Origin of the sequence: Nostoc sp. XA010, assembly GCF_020829625.1 — a bacterium.
In the GTDB taxonomy this organism is placed as follows: domain Bacteria; phylum Cyanobacteriota; class Cyanobacteriia; order Cyanobacteriales; family Nostocaceae; genus Nostoc.
Genome location: NZ_JAIVFX010000027.1, coordinates 45249 through 65930, shown reverse-complemented (window position 1 = coordinate 65930; position 20682 = coordinate 45249). Strand labels below are relative to the sequence as shown.

Genomic DNA, 20682 nt, shown 5'->3' with positions numbered 1-20682 from the left:
AGTTAACCTCATTCGCAATTGCTAACAATACTTTCATCCAGTTAGACTTTAAAATACCATCACTCAGCTCTCAACGTGTGGAATGTAGGGTATAGAATTCGAGTGAAGAGATTCCCAAATAAGACTTGTAGATTCAGTTGATGTTGATGTATGCAATTACTAGTTAATGAACTGTCCCTCTCAATGATTCAGCATCAACGGGTTTGATTAGGTAAGTCTGCAATAGATGCCCAACAATGGAGGCTATCAAGGGTAATTTTTGGCAGAATTTTACAACTGGTGAACGAGCGCTGTTATTAATCTCTGCTAGTTTCAGATTAAGGTCAGAACACTTCTCCAACCGCCGGAAGAACTCTGGGTGATTTGTATTCAAAATCAAAGGAAATGCCCCTGCGGCGGTGTTATTCGTCTCTTGAATGACTCTGGTATTATATTCGCGCGGATCTATCCCAATGGATTGATAAAAGGTTGCGCGTTCAAATACGGTCAAGGTGTGAGTAGCAAAAACACTCAGCAAAAAGAAACGCACCCATAATCTAGCTCTCCAATTGTTCCATAGTTGAGGTTGCGATCGCAGCAGTGCTTTGAAAAAATCTCCATGTCGATTTTCATCCTGACACCAACTCTCAAACTTACGGAATAGTGGATAAATTTGGTGTTCTGGATGTTTCTCCATGTGTCGATACACCAAGATGTAGCGCCAGTAGCCAATTTTCTCAGACAGGTAGACTGTGTAAATAATCCACTCTGGCGGGAAGAAGGTATAAGTGCGATTTTTGGTTAAATAACTTAAGTCAAGGGAAAGATTAAAATCTGCCATTGACTTATTTAAAAATCCCGCATGGCGTGCTTCATCCCGCGCCATAAAATTAAAAGCATCCGCCAAAATCGGATTGCGGTTTTTCAGACGGCGTGATAACTCTTTGAACAGCAGAAATCCAGAAAACTCTGAGGTGCAGGAACGTTCCAAAAAGTCAATAAAGGCGACGCGCGTTTCCCCATCAATGTGATCCCAACACTGCTGAAATTCCTCATCACGGACAAAGTGATGACGGTTATAGTCAGCTCGTAACTCCTCTACAATTGCCAGTAACTCAGCTTCCTGGGACGAAATATCCAACTGCGCCGCAGCTTCAAAGTCAGTAGTATAAAACCGAGGTGTTAATAATGTTTCTTGAACAGGCGCTTTTACACCTGGTTTTAGCAACTCATGTTCGGGAGCCAGCGCGGTCTTGGGGGTTTCCCCCATGAGCGACTGGCGTTGGCTTTCCAGAGACTTAACCATAAGAATCCTTTGATTTTTTCATCCTTTAAAAGTTATCTAAGCATAAATAGTTGTTTGTAGACATCAGTTAAATTATTGAGAGTAAATTGTGAGAAATAAACTTATTACCCGTTGTTTCAGGAGAGTTTAAATGCCTATTCCACAACCAGTTTTGTTACTACTCAAGTAGGATGTGCCTAAAGGTGAAAATCAGAAAAACCTAAATAAATACTAATATCTTTATAGTCATATATAAATTAATAGTTAAATAATCTTAGGAGAAATAAAAATGGCTGGGATCTACATCGGCAGTGATACTTGCCAGATAGAGTTATGCAGATCCTCTCTAAACCTAGAATAACAATCTTTTAGCTGACACTGGCAGGCATCCTGAGTCAGTGACTGCCCAGAAACCTTGCCCCTGAACATGAAGGAAGCAACAATGAGTAGTAATCTAGCCATCAAACTGCGCTCTGGAACTCGACAAGCCCACACCTCAGCAGAAAATGTGGGATTTATGAAATGTTTTCTGAAAGGAGTTGTGGATAGAGACTGCTTCGCCAAGTTCTTAAGCAACTTGTATTACGTCTACAGCGAACTAGAAGCAGCATTAAAGAGCCATTTAGAGCATCCTGTAATTAGTGCGGTTTATTTCCCCGAACTTAATCGCCAATCCTCGCTCGAAAAAGACATGGTGTTCTATTATGGGGATAATTGGAGAGAGAAAGTTACACCTTCACCTGCTGCCCAAAAGTACATTAACCGCATTCGGGAAATTTCTATTAGTGAACCAGTCTTATTGCTAGGTCATGCCTACACTCGCTACATGGGCGATCTTTCTGGGGGTCAAATGCTACAAAAAGTTGCTCAGTCAGCCCTGAAGCTTTCTGGCTATGAAGGCACATCCTTTTATAATTTTGAGCAAATTCCTGACAAAAAGGCATTTAAGGATAAGTATCGTCAGGCATTAAATGAATTACCAGTTGATGATATAACAGCAGAACGGATTGTTGCAGAAGCTAATAATGCCTTTGGGTTCAATTTACAAATAGCTCAAGACTTAGAAGGAAATTTAATTAAAGCACTCGGTCAAGTTATGTTTAATAGCCTAACTAATTAGTCGTTAGTCATTAGTCATTAGTCATTCTCCCCCTGCTTCCTCTGCCTCCCCTACTCCTCACTCTCCACTCGCTACTCCCTTCATTCATTGGAAAGCAACTCAATGGTTTTTCTATTACCTGGTGTCAAGTTTGATCTGGATCTGATTCAAAAGTACGACACTCGCGCACCTAGATACACCAGTTATCCGCCTGCTACAGAGTTAAGCGAAACATTTACTGAAACTGATTTTAAGGCCGCGATCGCAGCCTCGAATCAACGCAAAACTCCTATGAGTCTATATTTCCATATCCCCTTTTGCCAAAGTGCTTGCTACTTCTGCGGCTGTAACACGGTAATTTCCAACAACAAGAATATTGCGAAACCTTACGTGGAATCTTTGGCTCAAGACATTAAAAACACCGCAGCTTTAATCGATCCAGATAGAAAAGTGCTGCAAATCCACTGGGGAGGCGGTACTCCTAATTACTTGGATCGTCACCAAATAGAATTTTTATGGAAAAACATCAATAGCCATTTCAACATCGATCCAGAAGCAGAAATCTCAATTGAGATTAATCCTCGTTATATCGATAAAAACTACATTTTCTTTCTGAGAGAAATTGGGTTTAACCGTATTAGTTTTGGCATTCAAGATTTTAATAGCCAAGTTCAAGTAGCTATAAATCGTGTCCAGCCAGAAGAAATGCTATTTGATGTTATGAGTTGGGTTAAAGAAGCTAAGTTTGAAAGTGTGAATGTAGACCTTATTTATGGTTTACCTTATCAAACCCGCGAAACATTTCGGGAGACGTTGAAAAAAACTGTTGAGTTAGATCCTGACCGAATTGTTGTCTTTAACTTTGCATATATACCGTGGATTAAACCTACACAAAAAAATATTCCTCAAGAGGCGCTACCCGCAGCAGAAGAAAAGTTAGAAATTCTGAAAATGACCATTGAAGAATTGACGAATAACCAATATCTATTTATTGGGATGGATCATTTTGCTAAAACTAATGATGAACTAGCGATCGCTCAACGCAATGGTACTCTCAAACGCAATTTCCAGGGCTACACTACCCACGCTGAGACAGAACTATTTGGTTTTGGTTCTACATCCATCAGTATGCTAGAAGATGCTTATGCTCAAAACCACAAGGAATTAAAGGATTATTATCACACAATTGCAGCAGGTGCTTTACCTGTTAGCAAAGGTATCAAGCTCACTCAAAATGACATCATCAGACGGGATGTGATCATGGGTATTATGTCTCACTTTCATTTGCATAAGCAAGATATTGAAAATAAGTATGATCTCAATTTTGATGAATATTTCTCTGAGGAACTAGAGGCGTTAAAACCACTAGAAGCCGATGGTCTAGTTATTTTATCAAAAAATCAGATCCAGATTACAGATATCGGTAGATTACTAGTCAGAAATATTGCCGTCATCTTTGATACTCACACAAGAACACGAGAGACAAAATTTTCTCGTGCTATTTGATACCACTTTTACAAATGTCAGCTACATATTATCCCCTCAATCTACCTTGAAAATCACGATTGAGGGGATTTAACTAATTAAAACTTACGCATCAGGTATCTATAGTCGTAATTTGCCAGCCGAGGGCAAAAGCTACTACTAACCCCATGCCTAAGTTCAGAATTTTTCTTGATAAATATATAGATTACATCATCGTGTAGCTGTTTCCCCATTTTTTAAAAGGAACAAAGGATACTCTTTTAGTCTTGATATTATTTCTCAATAAAGTGGTATTGTTAGATCAACTTAAATCTGCTTTGTCAAAGTCACTTGCGTACAGCTTTGCCTTGTGACCAAAAAGAGTAATGGGGACTAGGGGAATTATTGAAAAAGAGGCAAGGGAGCAAGGAGAAAGGAAAAGAGGAATTGGGGCGGGGTGCGCTTTGCTTGGGAGAAAGTTTCCCCTTTTCCCCCTGCTCCCTGCTCCCCTGCTTCTTCATTTCCCCCTCCTCTCCTCCCAATCCCTAGATCCCCAACCCCTCACTGACCAATAGCAGTTTCAGTCACCAGGCGTTACATGTGTATATGGTGGTGTTAATGAGGATTGATATTTTACTCAGAGTTTACAAAAGAAAATCAATACGCGTTTTACCCTTAATACTCAGTTTGATACTGGTTTTGTTTGTCGGAAGCCGCACTGTAGCTGTACCAACAAAATCCACAGAGATATTATGGGATACCTATGGAGTGCCGCACATCTACGGTAAAGATGACCAGAGTGCATTTTATGCCTTTGGTTGGGCACAAATGCAAAGTCATGGAGATTTACTTTTGCGTCTCTATGGTCAAGCACGGGGACGCGCAGCCGAATATTGGGGAGAGGAATATCTGGAGTCAGATCGTTGGGTACAGACTGCGGGAGTACCAGAACGCGCTAGTACTTGGTACAGAGCACAGAGTCCAACTTTTCGTAGTTATCTTGATGCTTTTGCTGCTGGGATCAATGCTTATGTAAAACAAAATCCGAAGTTAATTGACGATCAAGTTGAGGTGGTGCTACCAGTTAAGGCAGAAGATGTCATGGCTCACTTACATCGGGTACTCAATTTCACCTTTGTGGTCAATCCGGAGTCAGTATTAGACCTGAGCAAAGAAAAGTTGCAAGCAGGATCTAATGGTTGGGCGATCGCACCAAGTCATTCTGCCAATGGGAATGCCATGTTGCTAGCAAACCCACACCTACCTTGGTCAGATTTATTTTTGTGGTATGAAGCTCAAATCACCGCACCAGGGATTGATGCTTATGGAGCAACACTTGTAGGTATTCCTGTATTAGCGATCGCCTTCAACAACAACTTAGGTTGGACTCACACCGTTAATACATACGATGGTTGGGATGTTTATGAACTCACACTCGCAGGTAATGGGTACCGCTTTGATGACAAAGTTCGTAACTTTCAGACAAAAACCCTCTCATTGAAAGTGAAGCAGAAAGATGGCTCCTTGCAGGAGCAACCATTAGTAGTGAAAAGTTCCGTTCATGGCCCTGTGGTAGCCGAGAAAAATGGTAAAGCCGTGGCGCTAAGAGTTGCAGGTCTTGACCGACCAGGTGTACTCCAGGAGTGGTGGGATATGGCACGAGCAAAAAATCTTGCCCAGTTTGAAAAGACACTCCAGCGCTTGCAATTGCCAATGTTTACGGTGATGTATGCGGATCGGGAAGGGCATATTATGCACTTATTCAATGGTCAAGTTCCAGTGCGCTCTAAGGGTGATTTTGAATACTGGCAAGGCATAATCCCAGGAAATACATCTAAAACCTTGTGGACAAAACTTCATCCTTACCAAGATTTACCGCGCATAGTTGACCCGAAAAGTGGCTGGTTGCAAAATACAAACGATCCACCTTGGACAACTACATTTCCAGCCGCCATTAAAGCAGATAATTACCCGCCTTACATGGCACCTCGTTTCATGGATTTTCGCTCCCAACGTTCTGTAAGGATGCTGGCTGAGGATAACAAAATCTCTTTTGATGAAATGGTTGCATACAAACACTCTACTCGTATGGAACTGGCTGATCGGATTTTGGATGATTTAATTCCGGCTGTACGCAAGTACGGTCAGGACTTAGGGCAAAAAGCAGCTAATGTCCTAGAAGCATGGGATCGACAAGCCAATGCAGATAGTCGCGGGGCTGTATTATTTGCCTTTTGGGTACAACAGATGGACTTAGATAAAACGTTTAGTAAACCTTGGAATGAAAATTATCCACGCACCACACCCGATGGTTTAGCTAATCCTGAAAGTGCAGTTGCAACTCTGCAAGCAGTTGCAGCAGAGATAGAAAAGACTTATGGGGCGCTTGATGTACCGTGGGGCAAGGTTTTTCGGCTACGGTTGGGTGATATGGATTTATCTGCTAATGGTGGGGATGGGGAACTGGGAATTTTTCGGGTACTGAATTCTGCTCCCGGAGAAAATGGGCAATTCCAAGCCGTTGCGGGTGATTCCTATGTGGCTGCAATTGAATTTTCCAACCCTGTACGGGCAATGGCACTCACCAGCTACGGTAATGCAACTCAACCCGGATCGCCCCACATTAGCGACCAGTTACAGATGTTCGCCAACAAAAAATTGCGGACTGTATGGCGCGATCGCTCAGATATTGTTGCTCATTTAGAAGAACGTAAAATATTCTGAGTTCAATAGTCTGTTTCTAGCGCTTGCGATGTCTGCGACGGGCTACGCCTACGCCCAAAAATTTCTCATTTTCTGGAGATATTTGGAGCGATCGTATGTATGACCGTCGCTTCTCTACGTTCCCTGCGGGACGGTGACGCGTAGCTTGCTTCGACCTAGAAATACGCTTGAATTAAAAATTGAAAAATTTTTTAATTCCCCAAAGGGGGTTAATAGGAATTTATTTGGAAAAGCAATTGCAGTTTGCAACAAGTAATTTAATCTAACATGAGCCTAAATAACACTGCTAATTTTGACTAGTGAACCAGGAGGCAAGATGGAAAGCAACACTATACCGTGGTGGATATATGCATTACTTTCGGCTGGCTTTGCAGCATTGACAACTATTTTTGCCAAAATTGGCATAGAAAATATTAATTCTAATTTAGCAACAGCAATCCGAACTGTTGTTATCTTAGTAATTGCTTGGGGAATTGTATTTTTTCAAGGAAATGTAGTTAATATCTTAGCTATTTCCCCAAAAACGATGATCTTCTTATTATTATCTGGAGTATCTACAGGGTTATCATGGATTTTTTACTTCCAAGCTTTACAAACCGGAAAAGTCTCCCTTGTCGCACCAATTGATAAATTAAGCTTGGTATTAGTTTTATTGTTTTCAGTTATGTTTCTGGGAGAAACATTAAACTTGAAAATAATATTAGGAAGCAGTTTAGTAGTTGTGGGGACTTTAGTTCTAATCCTTTAAACACTTAATTACAAGTGTTTCAGATGTTGAGATAGAACAACCTTTACCAAAAATATAATACGTTATAATTTACCCCCAGCAGATTCTTCTATTTTCTTACGAACATTAAGTGGTCTCATGTCAGTCCAAGCTTCTTTGATGTAATAGACTTGTCCGAAATATTAACTTATGAAAAGAAAATGCTAAAACGTTTAATTGAGGATCTACCATTTTTCCAAATGTCTATAGTGTTTGATTATATCCAAAAGTATCCATCCCGAACAAAACAGATTTTAGCAAATAGTCACCAACAGTTACAACCACTGTTAAATTGCCCTATAAATCGTCACAACGAAATCAAAACTAAAAAGTCAAGTCAAAAAATTAAAATCAATGCGCCTGGTGGAGGTCGCCCGGAAAAATTATTAGTAAGCAAGCAAGTATGTTTATGCATATTGCAATGATTCGTATCATGGTCATACGACTTGCATGATTTTTTACTGGCTTTGACTTTTCAAACATCCTCTAAGGCTTTCACTGCCTTTTGCATAAATCGTGCTAATTACGAATTACAAATTATTTTAATTCATCTGCAAAAAGTTAGATTATTTTTTTATATCTTAAGGTAGATATAAAAAAATATAATTCTAGTGTCTAGTTCGAGAAAAAGTAACTTCTAGAGTTGTGTATTCAATAATTCCTGATTTATCTGACAAAAATTTCGTTTAGTATTTTTATTTATAGAATAAAAATACCAATTTCCATCTGAACCTTGATGTAAAGTTTTTTGTCTAACTTTTGGATTTAGCATTTATCCCATCTGGTAGAAAGAATTGTGAATCAAAGTTGATAACTTAGATACAAGTGAGATTGTTGAGGCAGTTATGAGTATTCTTGCTTGGGTAGTTTTACGACTTTTAGCAGGTGCTATGCCTAACGGCGGGCTACGCCTACCCTAAAGCTGTTTATCCTGGTTATCAAGGTGGTGGAATTCTCTCCACAATGATTTTGGGTATCATGAGGCTTTTGTCGGTGGAAGTCTGTTTACTTTACTACGAACAGGAACTCTACAAATTACTGCGGCTGGTGCTGGTTTAACTCTTCCAAGTATTTTAGTAGCTGTGATTGACGCAATTGTTGCTATTTATCTATGGGGATTAATCAGAAGAAGCAGCAATGCTTAATTGCTGATTGGCAGTTATCAACACTAACATGACTACTGTATTTTATTGGTCTTCTAGTGAACCAGTTTGAGAAGGTATTAAATCTTAAATTAGGTAAATATTGAAAAATACTAGGAGACAATAAAATAGTTTGTTAATTCTGTAAAATCATAATTTCTGGAAGTGTAAATCTATGTTTTTTCACAAAAAAGAGCCTATTCATGCAGTTAACGTGACTGAACCAAACCCTCGTTTTGCTCAGTTGCTTTTAGAGCAGTTTGGCGGAGCTACGGGAGAACTTAGTGCAGCACTTCAATATTGGGTTCAATCATTCCATGTTGAGAATGCTGGAATTAAAGACATGCTTCAAGACATTGCGATCGAGGAATTCAGCCATTTAGAAATGGTTGGTAAACTCATTGAAGCTCATACTAAGAATAGCGATCAAACAGAAGCTTATAAAAGTACTCTCTTTGCAGTCCGAGGGATTGGGCCTCATTTTCTAGATAGCCAGGGTAATGCTTGGACTGCAAATTACTTAAATGAAGGCGGAGATGTAGTACGTGATTTGAGAGCTAACGTTGCAGCTGAAGCTGGCGCTCGTCAGACTTACGAAGAATTGATTAAGTTGGCAACAGACAAAGGAACCCAAGAGACTTTAGTCCATCTGTTAACACGAGAAATTTCTCATACCCAGATGTTTATGAAAGCTCTAGATTCGCTGGGTAAGTTGACAGATCCGTTCTTTGGTAATATTAAGCCAGATGAAACTGTTGCTCTTTACTACAATCTATCTACAGACAGCAGTGGGCAAGATGAGCGTGGCCCTTGGAATTCTGAGCCAACATTCAAATACATTGCGAATCCGTTAGAAAGCCACTCTTAATTTCAAGATTGCAGTTAGAGGTTCTTGAAAACTCCCAATTATTAGGTAGGCAAACAGCCCACCTTGTTCAGCAATGGTTCAACTGTTTGTCTACATCAGGGATTTTTGAGGGAGAATTTAGCCTTATCTAACCTAAAGCAATCTTAAATCATTCGTGAACAACAAGATTCCCGATTTCTTAGAGAAGTCGGGAATCTAATTCGAGCAGTATTTACTGATATTGATTTGGATGCAACACGCACTTTGAATACTTTGGATACATATCTCTGCGCGATATTGAAATTAAGCTACACTGAACAAGTCAGAGCGATCGCCTCTTCAAATCTACCCCGACGTTTCTGAATTCAAAAATTAATTCAACTCAAAATCAAAACTAAGAATCAGGAGATTGATTTGTGATTGTCAACGCTACGCCAAATGGTTGGGAAGTTATTTATCACCGCGCCCATGCTTTATTAGCAGCTCAACTTGCAGGACAATGGCGGCGTAAAGATGCTCCAGTAAGGTTATATGAAACCGTCGCTGCAATTTCCCATCACGATGACCTAGAAAAAGAGTGGGAAGAGGACATTCTTACTGAAGCAGGTGCGCCACTGGACTTCATGCTCTCTTCAAATACCAATGTAGATGCTAGTGTCCAGAAATTGGCTGATCTGGCTAAGAATGCCCGCTACCGTGGACGATGGGTGGCTTTATTAATTTCCATGCACATCAGCCGTTTAAATGAGTCAAGTCGGGGTAAGGGTTCCAAGCTAGACAAACTTTTAGATGAGCAACTGCAAAACCAGCAACGTTGGCGCAAAGAACTAGGCATCAAAAAGGAAGAAGTTGATGCAGCCTATGCATTTATGCAATGGTGCGATCGCCTTTCTCTCATTTTATGTCAGCAAGAACTACCTGATGATGAGCGATTTTTAGAAATTAGCAAGGGCCCTGATGGTCAACGTTATGACATCATGCAGCGCAGCGATAACTTGGTTGTTGTCAAACCTTGGCCCTTCGAGAACGAAAAATTTACAGTCAACGTTGAAGCCTGCGACCTCTCCCAAATAAAATTTAAGAGCAGCGCTGAACTAACTCAAGCACTACAAGAAGCTCCCATCAAAGTATTAGAGTGGACATTCGTTAAGAGTTAGATAGTTGTCGCCGCCATAGTCAGCAATTCAAGCCTCCAGATGGGGGCTTTTGGTATTGGAGTTTCTCTGGCTTTTCAATAAAAAAGAGCCAGAGAACTAACTCTCTAGCTCAAAGCTGGAGACAAGTAATCATCGAATAAAGGCTTGGGTAAAAACCTAAATTCTTCCCAGGTTATGCAACCCTAAGACGACGCCCACTCCTAAGATATGACCAAAGGCAGCAGTTGCTAAAAGGGCTGGTAAACCAAAACCACCAAATAAATTAGCTGAGGGTAGTTTTGGTTCTGCGTTAGGATATCTGATGGTAAATTTACCAAAGGCAATGGCAACAATATTAACAATAATGATAATCAGTGCAACTGTTGGACTCCATTGCAGAGGTGTGGTTGCGGCAGCGAGTAAGGTTGAACTAAACACCTGATTTGCTCCTGAAATTTATTAATGATTGCAAATATAATCTGAGACTTTCCGAAGCAAATTCCAGAAAGTACCCGATTTTGCATCAATATTTAACAGTTATTCTCACTACTTAATACAACATGGGTTCAACGGCATTAATTCAGGACTTATACCAATTTAATGTGAAGCTGCACTAAATGAGTAACTCTCTATTCTTGGCGTACTTGGTGAACCAGCGCTGTAGGCGGGTTTCCCGCCGTAAGCGACTGGTGAACCCGAAGGGCGGTTTGTTTAATATTCTGTGCATCTTCATACGGAATTGGTATTAGGCAAAAATCGCCAAAAAGCTTAATTCATCGGACTACTTTCTTTACAATACCCTGTGCATCCGGTTGCTTTTCCCTTCCTCAAACTCACGTTAATGCATGTATCTATGGCATTATATCTGCACAAAGAAGACGAGAACTATAATTTTTATCTATCAAAAGCATTAGATATTTTGAATTAATATAGCAATCCGACTTGAAATAAGAGAGAATACTAAGCTCAAAGTAAGTATTTATAAGCTTTTCAGCAATTTTGATTTTTGCAAAAATTTTATAGTTTCTATAAGAGAAATATAATTTTCATCTATCAAAAGGATGAAATCTAAAGATAAAAATTTTCTATATCTAAAGAAATTAAATATTTGTATTTAATCTAATAGTATACTTCTGGCAGAAGATGTAAAACAATATTAGGCATAGTAAATTAAAATCAATATTAATTAAGGTTCCTAAACAATTCGGACAAGTGTGCTATACACGAGTTTGGAACAGCTTAAAACTTTGTTAAAATCAGCAACACACAAACTATGAACTCTACCACCGAAAAACGTATCGCCTTGATTTCCGTCCACGGAGACCCGGCGATTGAAATAGGGAAAGAAGAAGCTGGGGGACAAAATGTTTATGTGCGTAACGTGGGTGAAGCACTAGCGCAGCTGGGATGGCAAGTTGATATGTTTACTCGCAAAGTGAGTCTGGAGCAAGACTCGATTGTTAAACACAGCGACAATTGCCGAACTATTCGTTTAAAAGCTGGCCCCCTTGAGTTTGTGCCGCGAGATGAAATTTTTGAATTTCTGCCAGAATTTGTGGATAATTTCCTCAAATTTCAATTAAAAAATGACTTTACATACCAATTAGTTCACACTAACTATTGGCTCTCTAGTTGGGTGGGGATGGAGTTAAACAAAATCCAACATAGTAAACAGGTTCACACCTACCACTCTTTAGGAGCCGTCAAGTATAACACTATAGAAGATATTCCTCAGATTGCTAGTATGCGATTAGCAGTGGAAAAAGACGTGTTGGAAAAAGCAGAGCGAATTGTAGCGACAAGTCCGCAAGAACAGCAACACATGCGATCGCTAGTTTCCACTAAAGGTAATATCGACATCATTCCCTGCGGTACAGATATTCAGCGCTTTGGATCGATTGCACGAGAAGCAGCCAGGGCTGAATTGGGAATTGATAAAGAAGCCAAAGTAGTATTATATGTAGGGCGTTTTGACCCACGCAAAGGGATAGAAACCTTGGTGCGTGCAGTAAACAAGTCTGAGCTACGTGACTCCAAAAATCTCCAGCTAATTATTGGTGGTGGCAGTACTCCAGGTAACAGCGACGGTATTGAGCGCGATCGCATTGAGCAAATCGTCAACGAATTGGGGATGAGTGACTTTACCACTTTTGCGGGTCGTCTGAGTCAAGATATTTTGCCAACTTATTACGCAGCTGCTGATGTTTGCGTTGTTCCCAGTCACTACGAACCTTTTGGACTCGTAGCGATCGAAGCGATGGCAAGTAGTACACCAGTGGTAGCAAGTGATGTCGGCGGACTTCAGTCTACTGTAGTTAATGAAGAAACTGGTTTATTGGCAGCACCACAAGATGTAGATGCCTTTGCATCTGCCATTGACCGAATTCTCTTAGCTCCAGAATGGCGAGATGAATTGGGTAAAGCTGGTAGAAAGCGTGTCGAAACTAAGTTTAGCTGGGATGGTGTAGCACATCAACTGAGTGAACTTTACACCGGACTGTTGCAGCCACAACCAGTAGCGTCAACAGCAAAAGAACTAGTGGAGTCAACAGCCGAATTAGTGCAGTCAGCAGCAAAAGAACTAGTGGAGTCAACAGTCGAATTAGTTCAGTCAACAGCAAAACAACCAGTTTTGGTTGCTAAATAATTCTCTTAGGTAACAGATAATGGTTAATGGGTAACTCGGAAGTAAGCAATAATTTTATTTTCCTAGTGGTTACTCACCATTACTCAATCATTAATTCTAAATATTCTCTAGGCTGAGTGATTTCCATTATTAGTTCAATTAGTGGATATTACTTAGCTTTTTTATATAGCCATTAGCTTAGAGACCATTTATAAAGTAAATCTTTAGGTGACTAGACGAAGTATTTTATAAATCTAATTCTTCTAAATGATTAGTTTTGAATAGTTTGATTGTTTCCTCTAGCCAGAGACGATCATTAATTTTATAAAGCTCTTTTAAACTCAAGTTATAACTAACTCCTTGCATAAAACCTCTTTGAGTTAAATATTACGAAATTACAATTTTAGGCTAAGGGGCATCCAAGAATTAAATTACTCAATTCCTACATCCAACGTCACTATCCAATTTTTTCTCCCCCTGCTCCCCCTGCCTTCCAAAACAATTGATTATTTTTTTAGTTGGAAGTCCCTAACATTCTTTGGGGGATAATAATGTAGCCAGTGGTGCGATCGCCCAATACTAAGTTACGTTGTTCTCCCCAATACCACCAGTATGCAGAAACATAGGCGCAAATTAAGCTATCTAATTGATCTTCAACTACTTTGAGGGCTGCGCTTGTGGTGGGAATTTCGGAGGGAAACAAACCGCAGAGGCGCAGAGGGCGCAGAGGAGGAGAGAATGAGGGGAGGATATCGAGAAGATAATTTTGGAGTTTGATTAGTTCTAGGCGGCGCTCAGTGAGTCGTCCTTTTTTGTATTTGAGGATGCGTTCTAAGTTGAATAGGTTAACGATTGCTGGGTGGGGAAAGACTTCTATTTGATATCTGCTGAGTTTTTGCGGTTCTATGGTGGGTGCGTGTGCAAAACCGCGTGATTCTAATTCTAAGCCAAAGTTAATGGTGCGTTCTGCAAAGGGTAGCTTTTGATTAGCTGGGTAGCATCCTGCATGATATTTACCAAAGTACTTGTGGCTGAGTTTGTCGGGGAGGCGACTTCCAGTGGAGTTGGGTATGAGGGTAGGTGCATCTACGGCGATGATAGCTGGTTCGTCTGGTTGTACGCTTTGATCAATCCAGGTGAGGATGTCTGCAATGGCTTCTTTACGATCTAGATCAAGTAGTTGCAGTTGTCCATCTATCCATTCTAAACAGCATAGTCCACTTGGTTGAGATTTCCAGCCTAAATCAATGCCAATAAATTTCATGGTCATAACACGAATTTGCGATTATTTTCGCATTTCGCGGCAACATTCACCTAAATTTACTTGCTAAAAATTGTGATAAATAATCTTATAATCTTAAATAGCTTGTCTTAATTTATTTTATGTCGCAATAAATTAATCAAGATTATTCCAATGAAAGTTTTATTTCTACATCCCAATTTTCCCTCTCAATTTCGCAACCTAGCGACAGTTTTAGGTAAAGATCCTAATTGCCAAGTCGTGTTTGGAACAAATCGTCGTGAAGGCGAAATACCTGGCGTTTTTAAAGCTATTTACACTCCTTCTCGTGAAGCTGCTCCCCAAACCCACCATTACGTTCGCAACCTGGAAAATGCTGTTCTCACCGCGCAGGCTGTCTATCGCGTGTCAGAAAAATTAAAGTCCGAAGGTTTCATTCCAGATATAGTTTATGGTCATTCTGGTTGGGGGCCAACTTTATTTATGAAAGATATTTTCCCTAAAGCAGAATTATTATGTTATTTCGAGTGGTTTTACCATGCTCATGGTTCCGATGCAGATTTTGATCCCAATGAACCACTGAATGCTGATGATGAATGCCGCATCCGCGTAAAAAATACGCCGATTTTGACTGATTTATATAGCTGCGATCGCGGTCTTTCTCCAACGAATTGGCAGCGTCAGCAATTTCCCAAAGAATATCATAGCAAAATCACTGTAATTCATGATGGTGTTGATACCAAATATTTTGTTCCTAAACCAGGCGCAAAGTTAGTTTTACCAAGAATAAATCTGGATCTTTCCCATGTGGAAGAGTTGGTAACTTATGTGGGACGGGGGATGGAACCTTATAGAGGATTTCCGCAGTTTATGGAAACGGTGGCGCTAATTCAGCAGCGAAGACCTAAGTGCCATGTGGTAGTTGTGGGAGAAGATAGGGTGGCTTATGGAAAAAACCTTCCTGATGGTCAGACTTATAAACAATTAATGTTAGAAAAATTATCTTTGGATTTATCGAGGCTGCACTTTACAGATAGGCTTCCTTACAATGAGTATCTTCAGGTTTTGCAAGCTTCTTCAGCTCATGTTTATTTAACTCGTCCTTTTGTTTTATCCTGGTCAATGTTAGAAGTCATGGCAGCAGGATGTTTACTAGTAGCTTCTAAGACTCCGCCAGTATTGGAAGTCTTACAGGATGGGGTAAATGGACTGCTGGTAGATTTCTTCTCTCCTCAGAATATTGCTAATAGGATTGAAGAAGCACTGAATAATCCTCAAGAAATGAAAGCAATTCGTGCGAATGCGCGAGAGACTATTTTGAAGCGTTATGATTTGGCAAAACTATTACCACAGCATTTGCAATGGATGTTTGCTGGCAAAAATTCTAATAGTTTGAAAAAGCGTCCAACTTCTAAGGGATTTAGCAAAAATTAGATAATATTCGTTATCAGTGATTAACCTCTTGCATAAATATTTTTTGCCTCAAGCAAAGGTGCAAATAAAAGCTGAAGAAAACGACTTTTGTAATAAGTATATTAATTATTAGTTATTGGTCAATAACTAATGAAAAATGAAAAATGACAGAGAGCAATATTTAAAATGCGAATTATTTTTACCATTGCCCATTATTTCAAACCTAGCAGTGAGGGTCGTCATGCTTCCCAACGCAAAGACCCGCAACCACGCTTACAGGCGTTAACTAATAGCCTTACCGCCTTACACCAATTATTTGGTAAATCTCAAAGTATCATCAATATTGCTCAACGAATGGCTTTCCCTGCTAACCAGCCGCAATCTCACGAATTAGATATTGTTATTTGTACAACCAAAGATAATCATCTTCTGAATCAGCTTCCCCTACCATCCCATTTATATAGGCATCATTCTAGCAATGCAGAACCTCTACTTTTAGGATTTGAGTGCCAAGCTATCCTGCAAAGTTGTCTCGGTCAGTATGATTACTACTGCTTCCTTGAAGATGACCTAATTATCTATGATCCTTGGTTTTTTATAAAATTAAACTGGTTTACCCAACAAGCAGGTGATTTAAATCTGCTCCAGCCAAATCGTTATGAAGTTTCCCCTTACGCTTTGGTTCACAAAGCTTACATTGATGGAGATTTAGCTTTGCGAGTAACTGCTCCCTTTCAAAATGTGCAGGAGCAACAGGAACTCAAAGGTACAATTATGAATGCACCAATTACCTTTTGTCGTGCCCTCAATCCTCATGCAGGCTGCTATTTTTTGAATGCAAATCAGATGACTTATTGGGCTAATCAACCTTATTTTCTCGACCGAGATATTAGCTTTGTTGGGCCTCTAGAAAGTGCTGCCACCTTGGGAATTATGAAAACATTTCGGATTTACAAAACCTCACCAGAGCAAGCAACTTTTTTGGAGATTCAGCACTTTGGAACAGGATTTTTGGGGCTAATTGGAGGACAGGTGGGTTTAGCAAAAAGGTGAATATTACAAGGTAATCATCAATTAATACGGTTTTTGAAGGGCGATCGCAACCAACTGCCACTAGTACAATGCCTAAGCTAGTTTTGCGGTTTTGTAGTAACACAAAGCGTGATTAGAGGATAAGGACTAAAGTCCTTACTACGAACTTAGTTATCCATCAATTTAAACTTGATAGACCGCTAGAAACGGAAACGAGTTGAGTTAATAACACCCTGACGCCCAAACAATTATCGGAAATAAACGCAGTTAATGCCAAGTTATAAGACAATACGGTTCAGTTAAGCCAGAAAAATAAATTTGGGTAGGTTGGGTTGAGGAACGTAGACCCAACCTACAATTATCCTTAACCCAAGCGTATTGAGTTATAAGACATTTTCCCTTAGTACCCTTACGTTTTATCAAGTTAAAGTGGCGGTAGACGTGTTGGAGATAAATATTTCTAAATGTATGTTACAACTTCTTACGTTTTGGTGTTAAAAAACTAAAAAAATCTAATTATTATACTCATGTAGGATAATTTTAATGCTTGTTTAGGAGTTATAGCTATGACTACTAGTACCCTGCTGCAAGAAATAGAAAAGTATATCCCTATTGTGGGAGATATAAATATTAAAAGTCCATTAGCATACCAAGCAACTCGTGGGGCGGTTGAGGTAGTTAACACAGTTCAGATGGCAGTGGCGGAAGCTTATATCAACGGATTAGAAGTTCCTGATTCCGTTCTAGAATCGCTTTTCGACACCTGTATGCCAATTTTCTTTCAGTATTTCCCATCCCTACTAGCACCGTATGAATGGGTATTAAAAGAAACTGATCATCTCGCCGAAGGCTCGCGGGAACTAATGAAAATTCAGTACGACTTGCCTCAAGCCATGCTGAATACTATGTTAGGGGAGGGAAAACTCATTTATCCTAAGTACAGCATGGGATTGTGGGAAAAAGGAGCATTAAACCTTGAACAATCACAGATGCACATGATTGATGATGTGATTGAAAAGCTAGACATCAAGGATGGAGACAATATCTTAGACTTTGGGTGCGGGTGGGGATGTGTTCCTAATTACATTCTTTCTAAGTTCCCCAATGTCAAATTTACGGGTCTTAATTTGAGCCACGAGCAATGTGAATATATACGCCGCAAAATGCAAGATCCTGACAGTTATCTCAGTTCAGATCGGTTTACCCTATATGAAGGTGATTTGAATAATGCAAATTTCGAGACGAAGTTTGATAAAATTCTCTCGATTGGTGTTTTTTGTCATGTTGGTAACTTAACGGGAGCTTTTAAAAAATTAGCTTCGTTTCTGAAGGATGATGGCAAAGTTTTAATTCACATCATCACAGTCCGCATCCCTAACAATATGTCTAGCGTTTACACTCACAAATATATTTTTCCACACGGTCGGTACTGGAATTACGATGCAGTTCCTAGCCATAGACAAGACCTCAAAACAATTCAAAGATGGTATCTTAATGGCTCTAATTACTCTAAAACACTAACTAACTGGTTACAAAATTTTGACGAGAACCAGACAACAATAAAAACATTAAACTATGGCATGGATTATGCCAAGTTTCGCCGGATATGGAGATTTTATTTGATATGGTTTATTCGCAATTTTGCTAGTTGCGATGGAGAATATAATGGTAATGGTCAATTTTTAATGGTTCATGCTTAACTGATAAAAGCTAGTGTTTCGCCTGCTAGGGAATGGACATTCTGCCTGTCCTTATTTAACTGGCTAAAGATGCCTTCTTCACAAAAATATCTTCAAAATGTTAAATCCTTGGATTCTTGGCTGAGAGGCTATTTATAAAGTAAATTTTAAGTAAAGTGGGTTACGCGCTGCTTTAATGCACTTTACAATTTAAGGTTTGCTTTATAAATGGTCTCTAAGAGTCTGTCTGAATAATAGATTTCTGCGTTAGGGATCTCCAAAAAATAAATTATCCAATTTCTGGACTTCACTACGACTTTCCCTCCCCCAGCTAAGATATCCCTGTCCCCCTGCCTCTGTAGCGATGGTATATTTTTTTATTTGGAAGTCCCTTAGCTATCACCAAACCAAGTAACCGTTATGATAGTTGAGGTCTGTTATGCTTTGACTAAACTAAGATAAAAGCATAGCGATCGCTACCATTTGAATGTTAATAACTAATCGCTTTGCAACCAGTTGACTTTACCACTCTCACAGCTGCTTGTAGCGAAATCCGCGCTAACTGGCTACCATCACGCTTAGAACAGGTTTACCAGCGCGATCGCTACACTATTGCTATGGCATTACGCACCCTGAAACAGCGAGATTGGCTACAAATTTCTTGGCATCCTCAAGCTGCACATATTTGCATCGGCGATCCACCACCGCGATCGCCAGATACCTTTACCTTTAGCCAACAACTAGTACACCAATTGAATGGTTTAGCACTGGTGGCGATTGAAGCGATCGCCCCTTGGGAGCGGGTTATTGATTTGCAATTTGCCCGTCGTCCCGGAGAAACCGCCCTATATCATGTCTATGCAGAAATCATGGGCAAGTATAGCAACGTCATCCTCACCGACGCCAACAATATAATTATCACCGCAGCCCATCAAGTCAGTCAGCAACAATCTAGTGTCCGTCCCATCCAAACTGGACAACCTTATGAAACACCGCCAAAACTGACTGGAACTGTCCCCAGTTTGAACGAATCTCAAGAACGTTGGCAAGAACGGGTAAGTTTAGTGCCAGGAGCAATCAAGCGGCAATTGCTCAAAAGTTATAGTGGCTTGAGTGCTGCACTACTAGAGTTAATGCTGTTAGAAGCAAATCTCGCACCAGAAACATCCACCGATACTCTTAACCCCGACGACTGGCGACGGCTATTTGAACGCTGGCAAGAATGGCTGCAAGCTTTGAATTCCAGTAAATTTCAACCCGGTTGGACAAAAGATGGCTACACCGTAATGGGTTGGGGTGCAGTTGAAAAGGTCAAAAATATCCAGGAGCTACTCAACCGCTACTACAGTAACCAAATTGACCAACAATTATTTTCTCAATTGCGCCATCAGTTGAGTCAGAAATTGAATAATATTCTGGCGAAATTGCGGAATAAAGCTCAAACCTTTAAGACGCGCTTGCAGCAATCAGATAAAGCCGATGAGTATCGGCAAAAAGCTGATTTATTGATGGCTCACTTGCAAAACTGGGAACCGGGGATGAAAGAAATTATCCTTGCTGATTTTGATACAAATTTGCCAGTAGCGATCGCTCTCCAGCCAGATAAAAATGCCGTCCAAAATGCCCAAGGTCTTTACAAACAGCACCAAAAGCTCAAACGCGCTCGTGCTGCCGTCGAACCGCTACTATTAGAAGTGCAGACAGAAATTGAGTATTTAGAACAAGTAGAAGCTGCGATCACTCAGATAGACACCTACCAAACAGCAGAAGATTTGCGAGCTTTAGAAGAAATCCGCGAAGAGTTGATTGGACAAAAGTATTTAGAAGATCCAGAATATCGCAGCCGCAGTGCCAATGAACCCCCCAGCACCAACTTTCATCGTTACCTTACCCCCAACGGCTTTGAAGTATTAATCGGTCGCAACAATCGCCAAAATGACCAATTGACCTTTCGTGTAGCTGGGGATTATGACTTATGGTTCCACGCTCAAGAAATTCCAGGGAGCCATGTGCTACTACGTCTAGAACCCGGTGCTGTTGCAGAAGAAGTTGATTTGCAATTTGTAGCTAATCTTGCCGCCTACTACAGTCGCGCCCGTCAGAGTGAACAAGTGCCAGTAGTTTACACTCAGCTAAAACACGTCTACAAACCCAAAGGAGCAAAACCGGGAATTGCAATTTACAAGCAGGAAAGCATCCTCTGGGGAAAACCACAAATGGTTATTAGTCATTAGTCATTAGTCATTTGTC

15 protein-coding genes and 1 pseudogene are annotated in these 20682 nt (G+C 40.2%); 13 read left to right on the top strand and 3 right to left on the bottom strand.

What is annotated here, in order from left to right:
• Positions 1–163 precede the first annotated feature (163 nt).
• The gene (gene acsF / locus LC608_RS27420) at positions 164–1249 is read right to left on the bottom strand and encodes a magnesium-protoporphyrin IX monomethyl ester (oxidative) cyclase (RefSeq protein WP_229556610.1); all 1086 of its coding nucleotides are present in this window, start codon (positions 1247–1249) and stop codon (positions 164–166) included.
• Positions 1250–1706: 457 nt separating this feature from the next.
• Between acsF and LC608_RS27415 the strand changes: the two genes are divergently transcribed.
• From LC608_RS27415 to LC608_RS27380, 8 genes and pseudogenes are all read left to right on the top strand, one after another.
• Positions 1707–2384 carry a heme oxygenase (biliverdin-producing) gene (locus LC608_RS27415; RefSeq protein ID WP_229556588.1) on the top strand — a complete coding sequence of 226 codons (678 nt, stop codon included), beginning with the start codon at positions 1707–1709 and terminating at the stop codon, positions 2382–2384.
• Positions 2385–2486: 102 nt separating this feature from the next.
• Entirely contained in the window at positions 2487–3869 is a 1383-nt protein-coding gene (hemN, locus tag LC608_RS27410) for an oxygen-independent coproporphyrinogen III oxidase (protein ID WP_229556587.1), read from the top strand.
• 576 nt (positions 3870–4445) lie between these two features.
• Entirely contained in the window at positions 4446–6551 is a 2106-nt protein-coding gene (locus tag LC608_RS27405) for an acylase (protein ID WP_229556586.1), read from the top strand.
• Positions 6552–6867: 316 nt separating this feature from the next.
• Positions 6868–7299: an EamA family transporter gene (locus LC608_RS27400; protein WP_229556585.1), complete on the top strand. Its 432-nt coding sequence runs from the start codon at positions 6868–6870 to the stop codon at positions 7297–7299.
• Between the two features lie 179 nt (positions 7300–7478).
• A complete protein-coding gene (locus LC608_RS27395; RefSeq protein WP_229556584.1) occupies positions 7479–7742 on the top strand; it encodes a hypothetical protein in 264 nt (87 codons plus the stop codon).
• A 420-nt stretch (positions 7743–8162) separates the two neighbouring features.
• Positions 8163–8462 (top strand): annotated as a pseudogene (locus LC608_RS27390) (GlsB/YeaQ/YmgE family stress response membrane protein).
• Between the two features lie 172 nt (positions 8463–8634).
• The gene (locus tag LC608_RS27385; protein WP_229556583.1) at positions 8635–9327 is read left to right on the top strand and encodes a manganese catalase family protein; all 693 of its coding nucleotides are present in this window, start codon (positions 8635–8637) and stop codon (positions 9325–9327) included.
• 395 nt (positions 9328–9722) lie between these two features.
• Positions 9723–10463: a DUF3891 family protein gene (locus tag LC608_RS27380; RefSeq protein ID WP_229556582.1), complete on the top strand. Its 741-nt coding sequence runs from the start codon at positions 9723–9725 to the stop codon at positions 10461–10463.
• Positions 10464–10619: 156 nt separating this feature from the next.
• On the opposite strand, the gene psaK is transcribed toward LC608_RS27380, so the two are convergent.
• Positions 10620–10880: a photosystem I reaction center subunit PsaK gene (gene psaK / locus LC608_RS27375; RefSeq protein WP_229556581.1), complete on the bottom strand. Its 261-nt coding sequence runs from the start codon at positions 10878–10880 to the stop codon at positions 10620–10622.
• Positions 10881–11715: 835 nt separating this feature from the next.
• Here psaK and LC608_RS27370 point away from each other — a divergent pair.
• Positions 11716–13089 (top strand): glycosyltransferase family 1 protein, encoded by a 1374-nt coding sequence (locus tag LC608_RS27370; protein ID WP_229556580.1) that lies wholly within the window; start codon positions 11716–11718, stop codon positions 13087–13089.
• 493 nt (positions 13090–13582) lie between these two features.
• On the opposite strand, the gene LC608_RS27365 is transcribed toward LC608_RS27370, so the two are convergent.
• On the bottom strand, positions 13583–14332 hold the full coding sequence (locus LC608_RS27365) for a DUF429 domain-containing protein (RefSeq protein ID WP_229556609.1): 750 nt from the start codon (positions 14330–14332) through the stop codon (positions 13583–13585).
• Between the two features lie 150 nt (positions 14333–14482).
• On the opposite strand from LC608_RS27365, the gene LC608_RS27360 reads away from it, so the two are divergent.
• The 4 genes from LC608_RS27360 to LC608_RS27345 all read left to right on the top strand — a co-directional run bounded on the left by LC608_RS27360 (position 14483) and on the right by LC608_RS27345 (position 20666).
• Positions 14483–15742 (top strand): glycosyltransferase family 4 protein, encoded by a 1260-nt coding sequence (locus LC608_RS27360; RefSeq protein WP_229556579.1) that lies wholly within the window; start codon positions 14483–14485, stop codon positions 15740–15742.
• A 165-nt stretch (positions 15743–15907) separates the two neighbouring features.
• The gene (locus LC608_RS27355) at positions 15908–16774 is read left to right on the top strand and encodes a calcium-binding protein (RefSeq protein ID WP_229556578.1); all 867 of its coding nucleotides are present in this window, start codon (positions 15908–15910) and stop codon (positions 16772–16774) included.
• A gap of 545 nt (positions 16775–17319) precedes the next feature.
• Positions 17320–18453, top strand: coding sequence for a cyclopropane-fatty-acyl-phospholipid synthase family protein (locus tag LC608_RS27350; RefSeq protein WP_229556577.1), 1134 nt, complete (start codon positions 17320–17322; stop codon positions 18451–18453).
• A gap of 485 nt (positions 18454–18938) precedes the next feature.
• On the top strand, positions 18939–20666 hold the full coding sequence (locus LC608_RS27345; RefSeq protein ID WP_229556576.1) for an NFACT family protein: 1728 nt from the start codon (positions 18939–18941) through the stop codon (positions 20664–20666).
• Positions 20667–20682 lie beyond the last annotated feature (16 nt).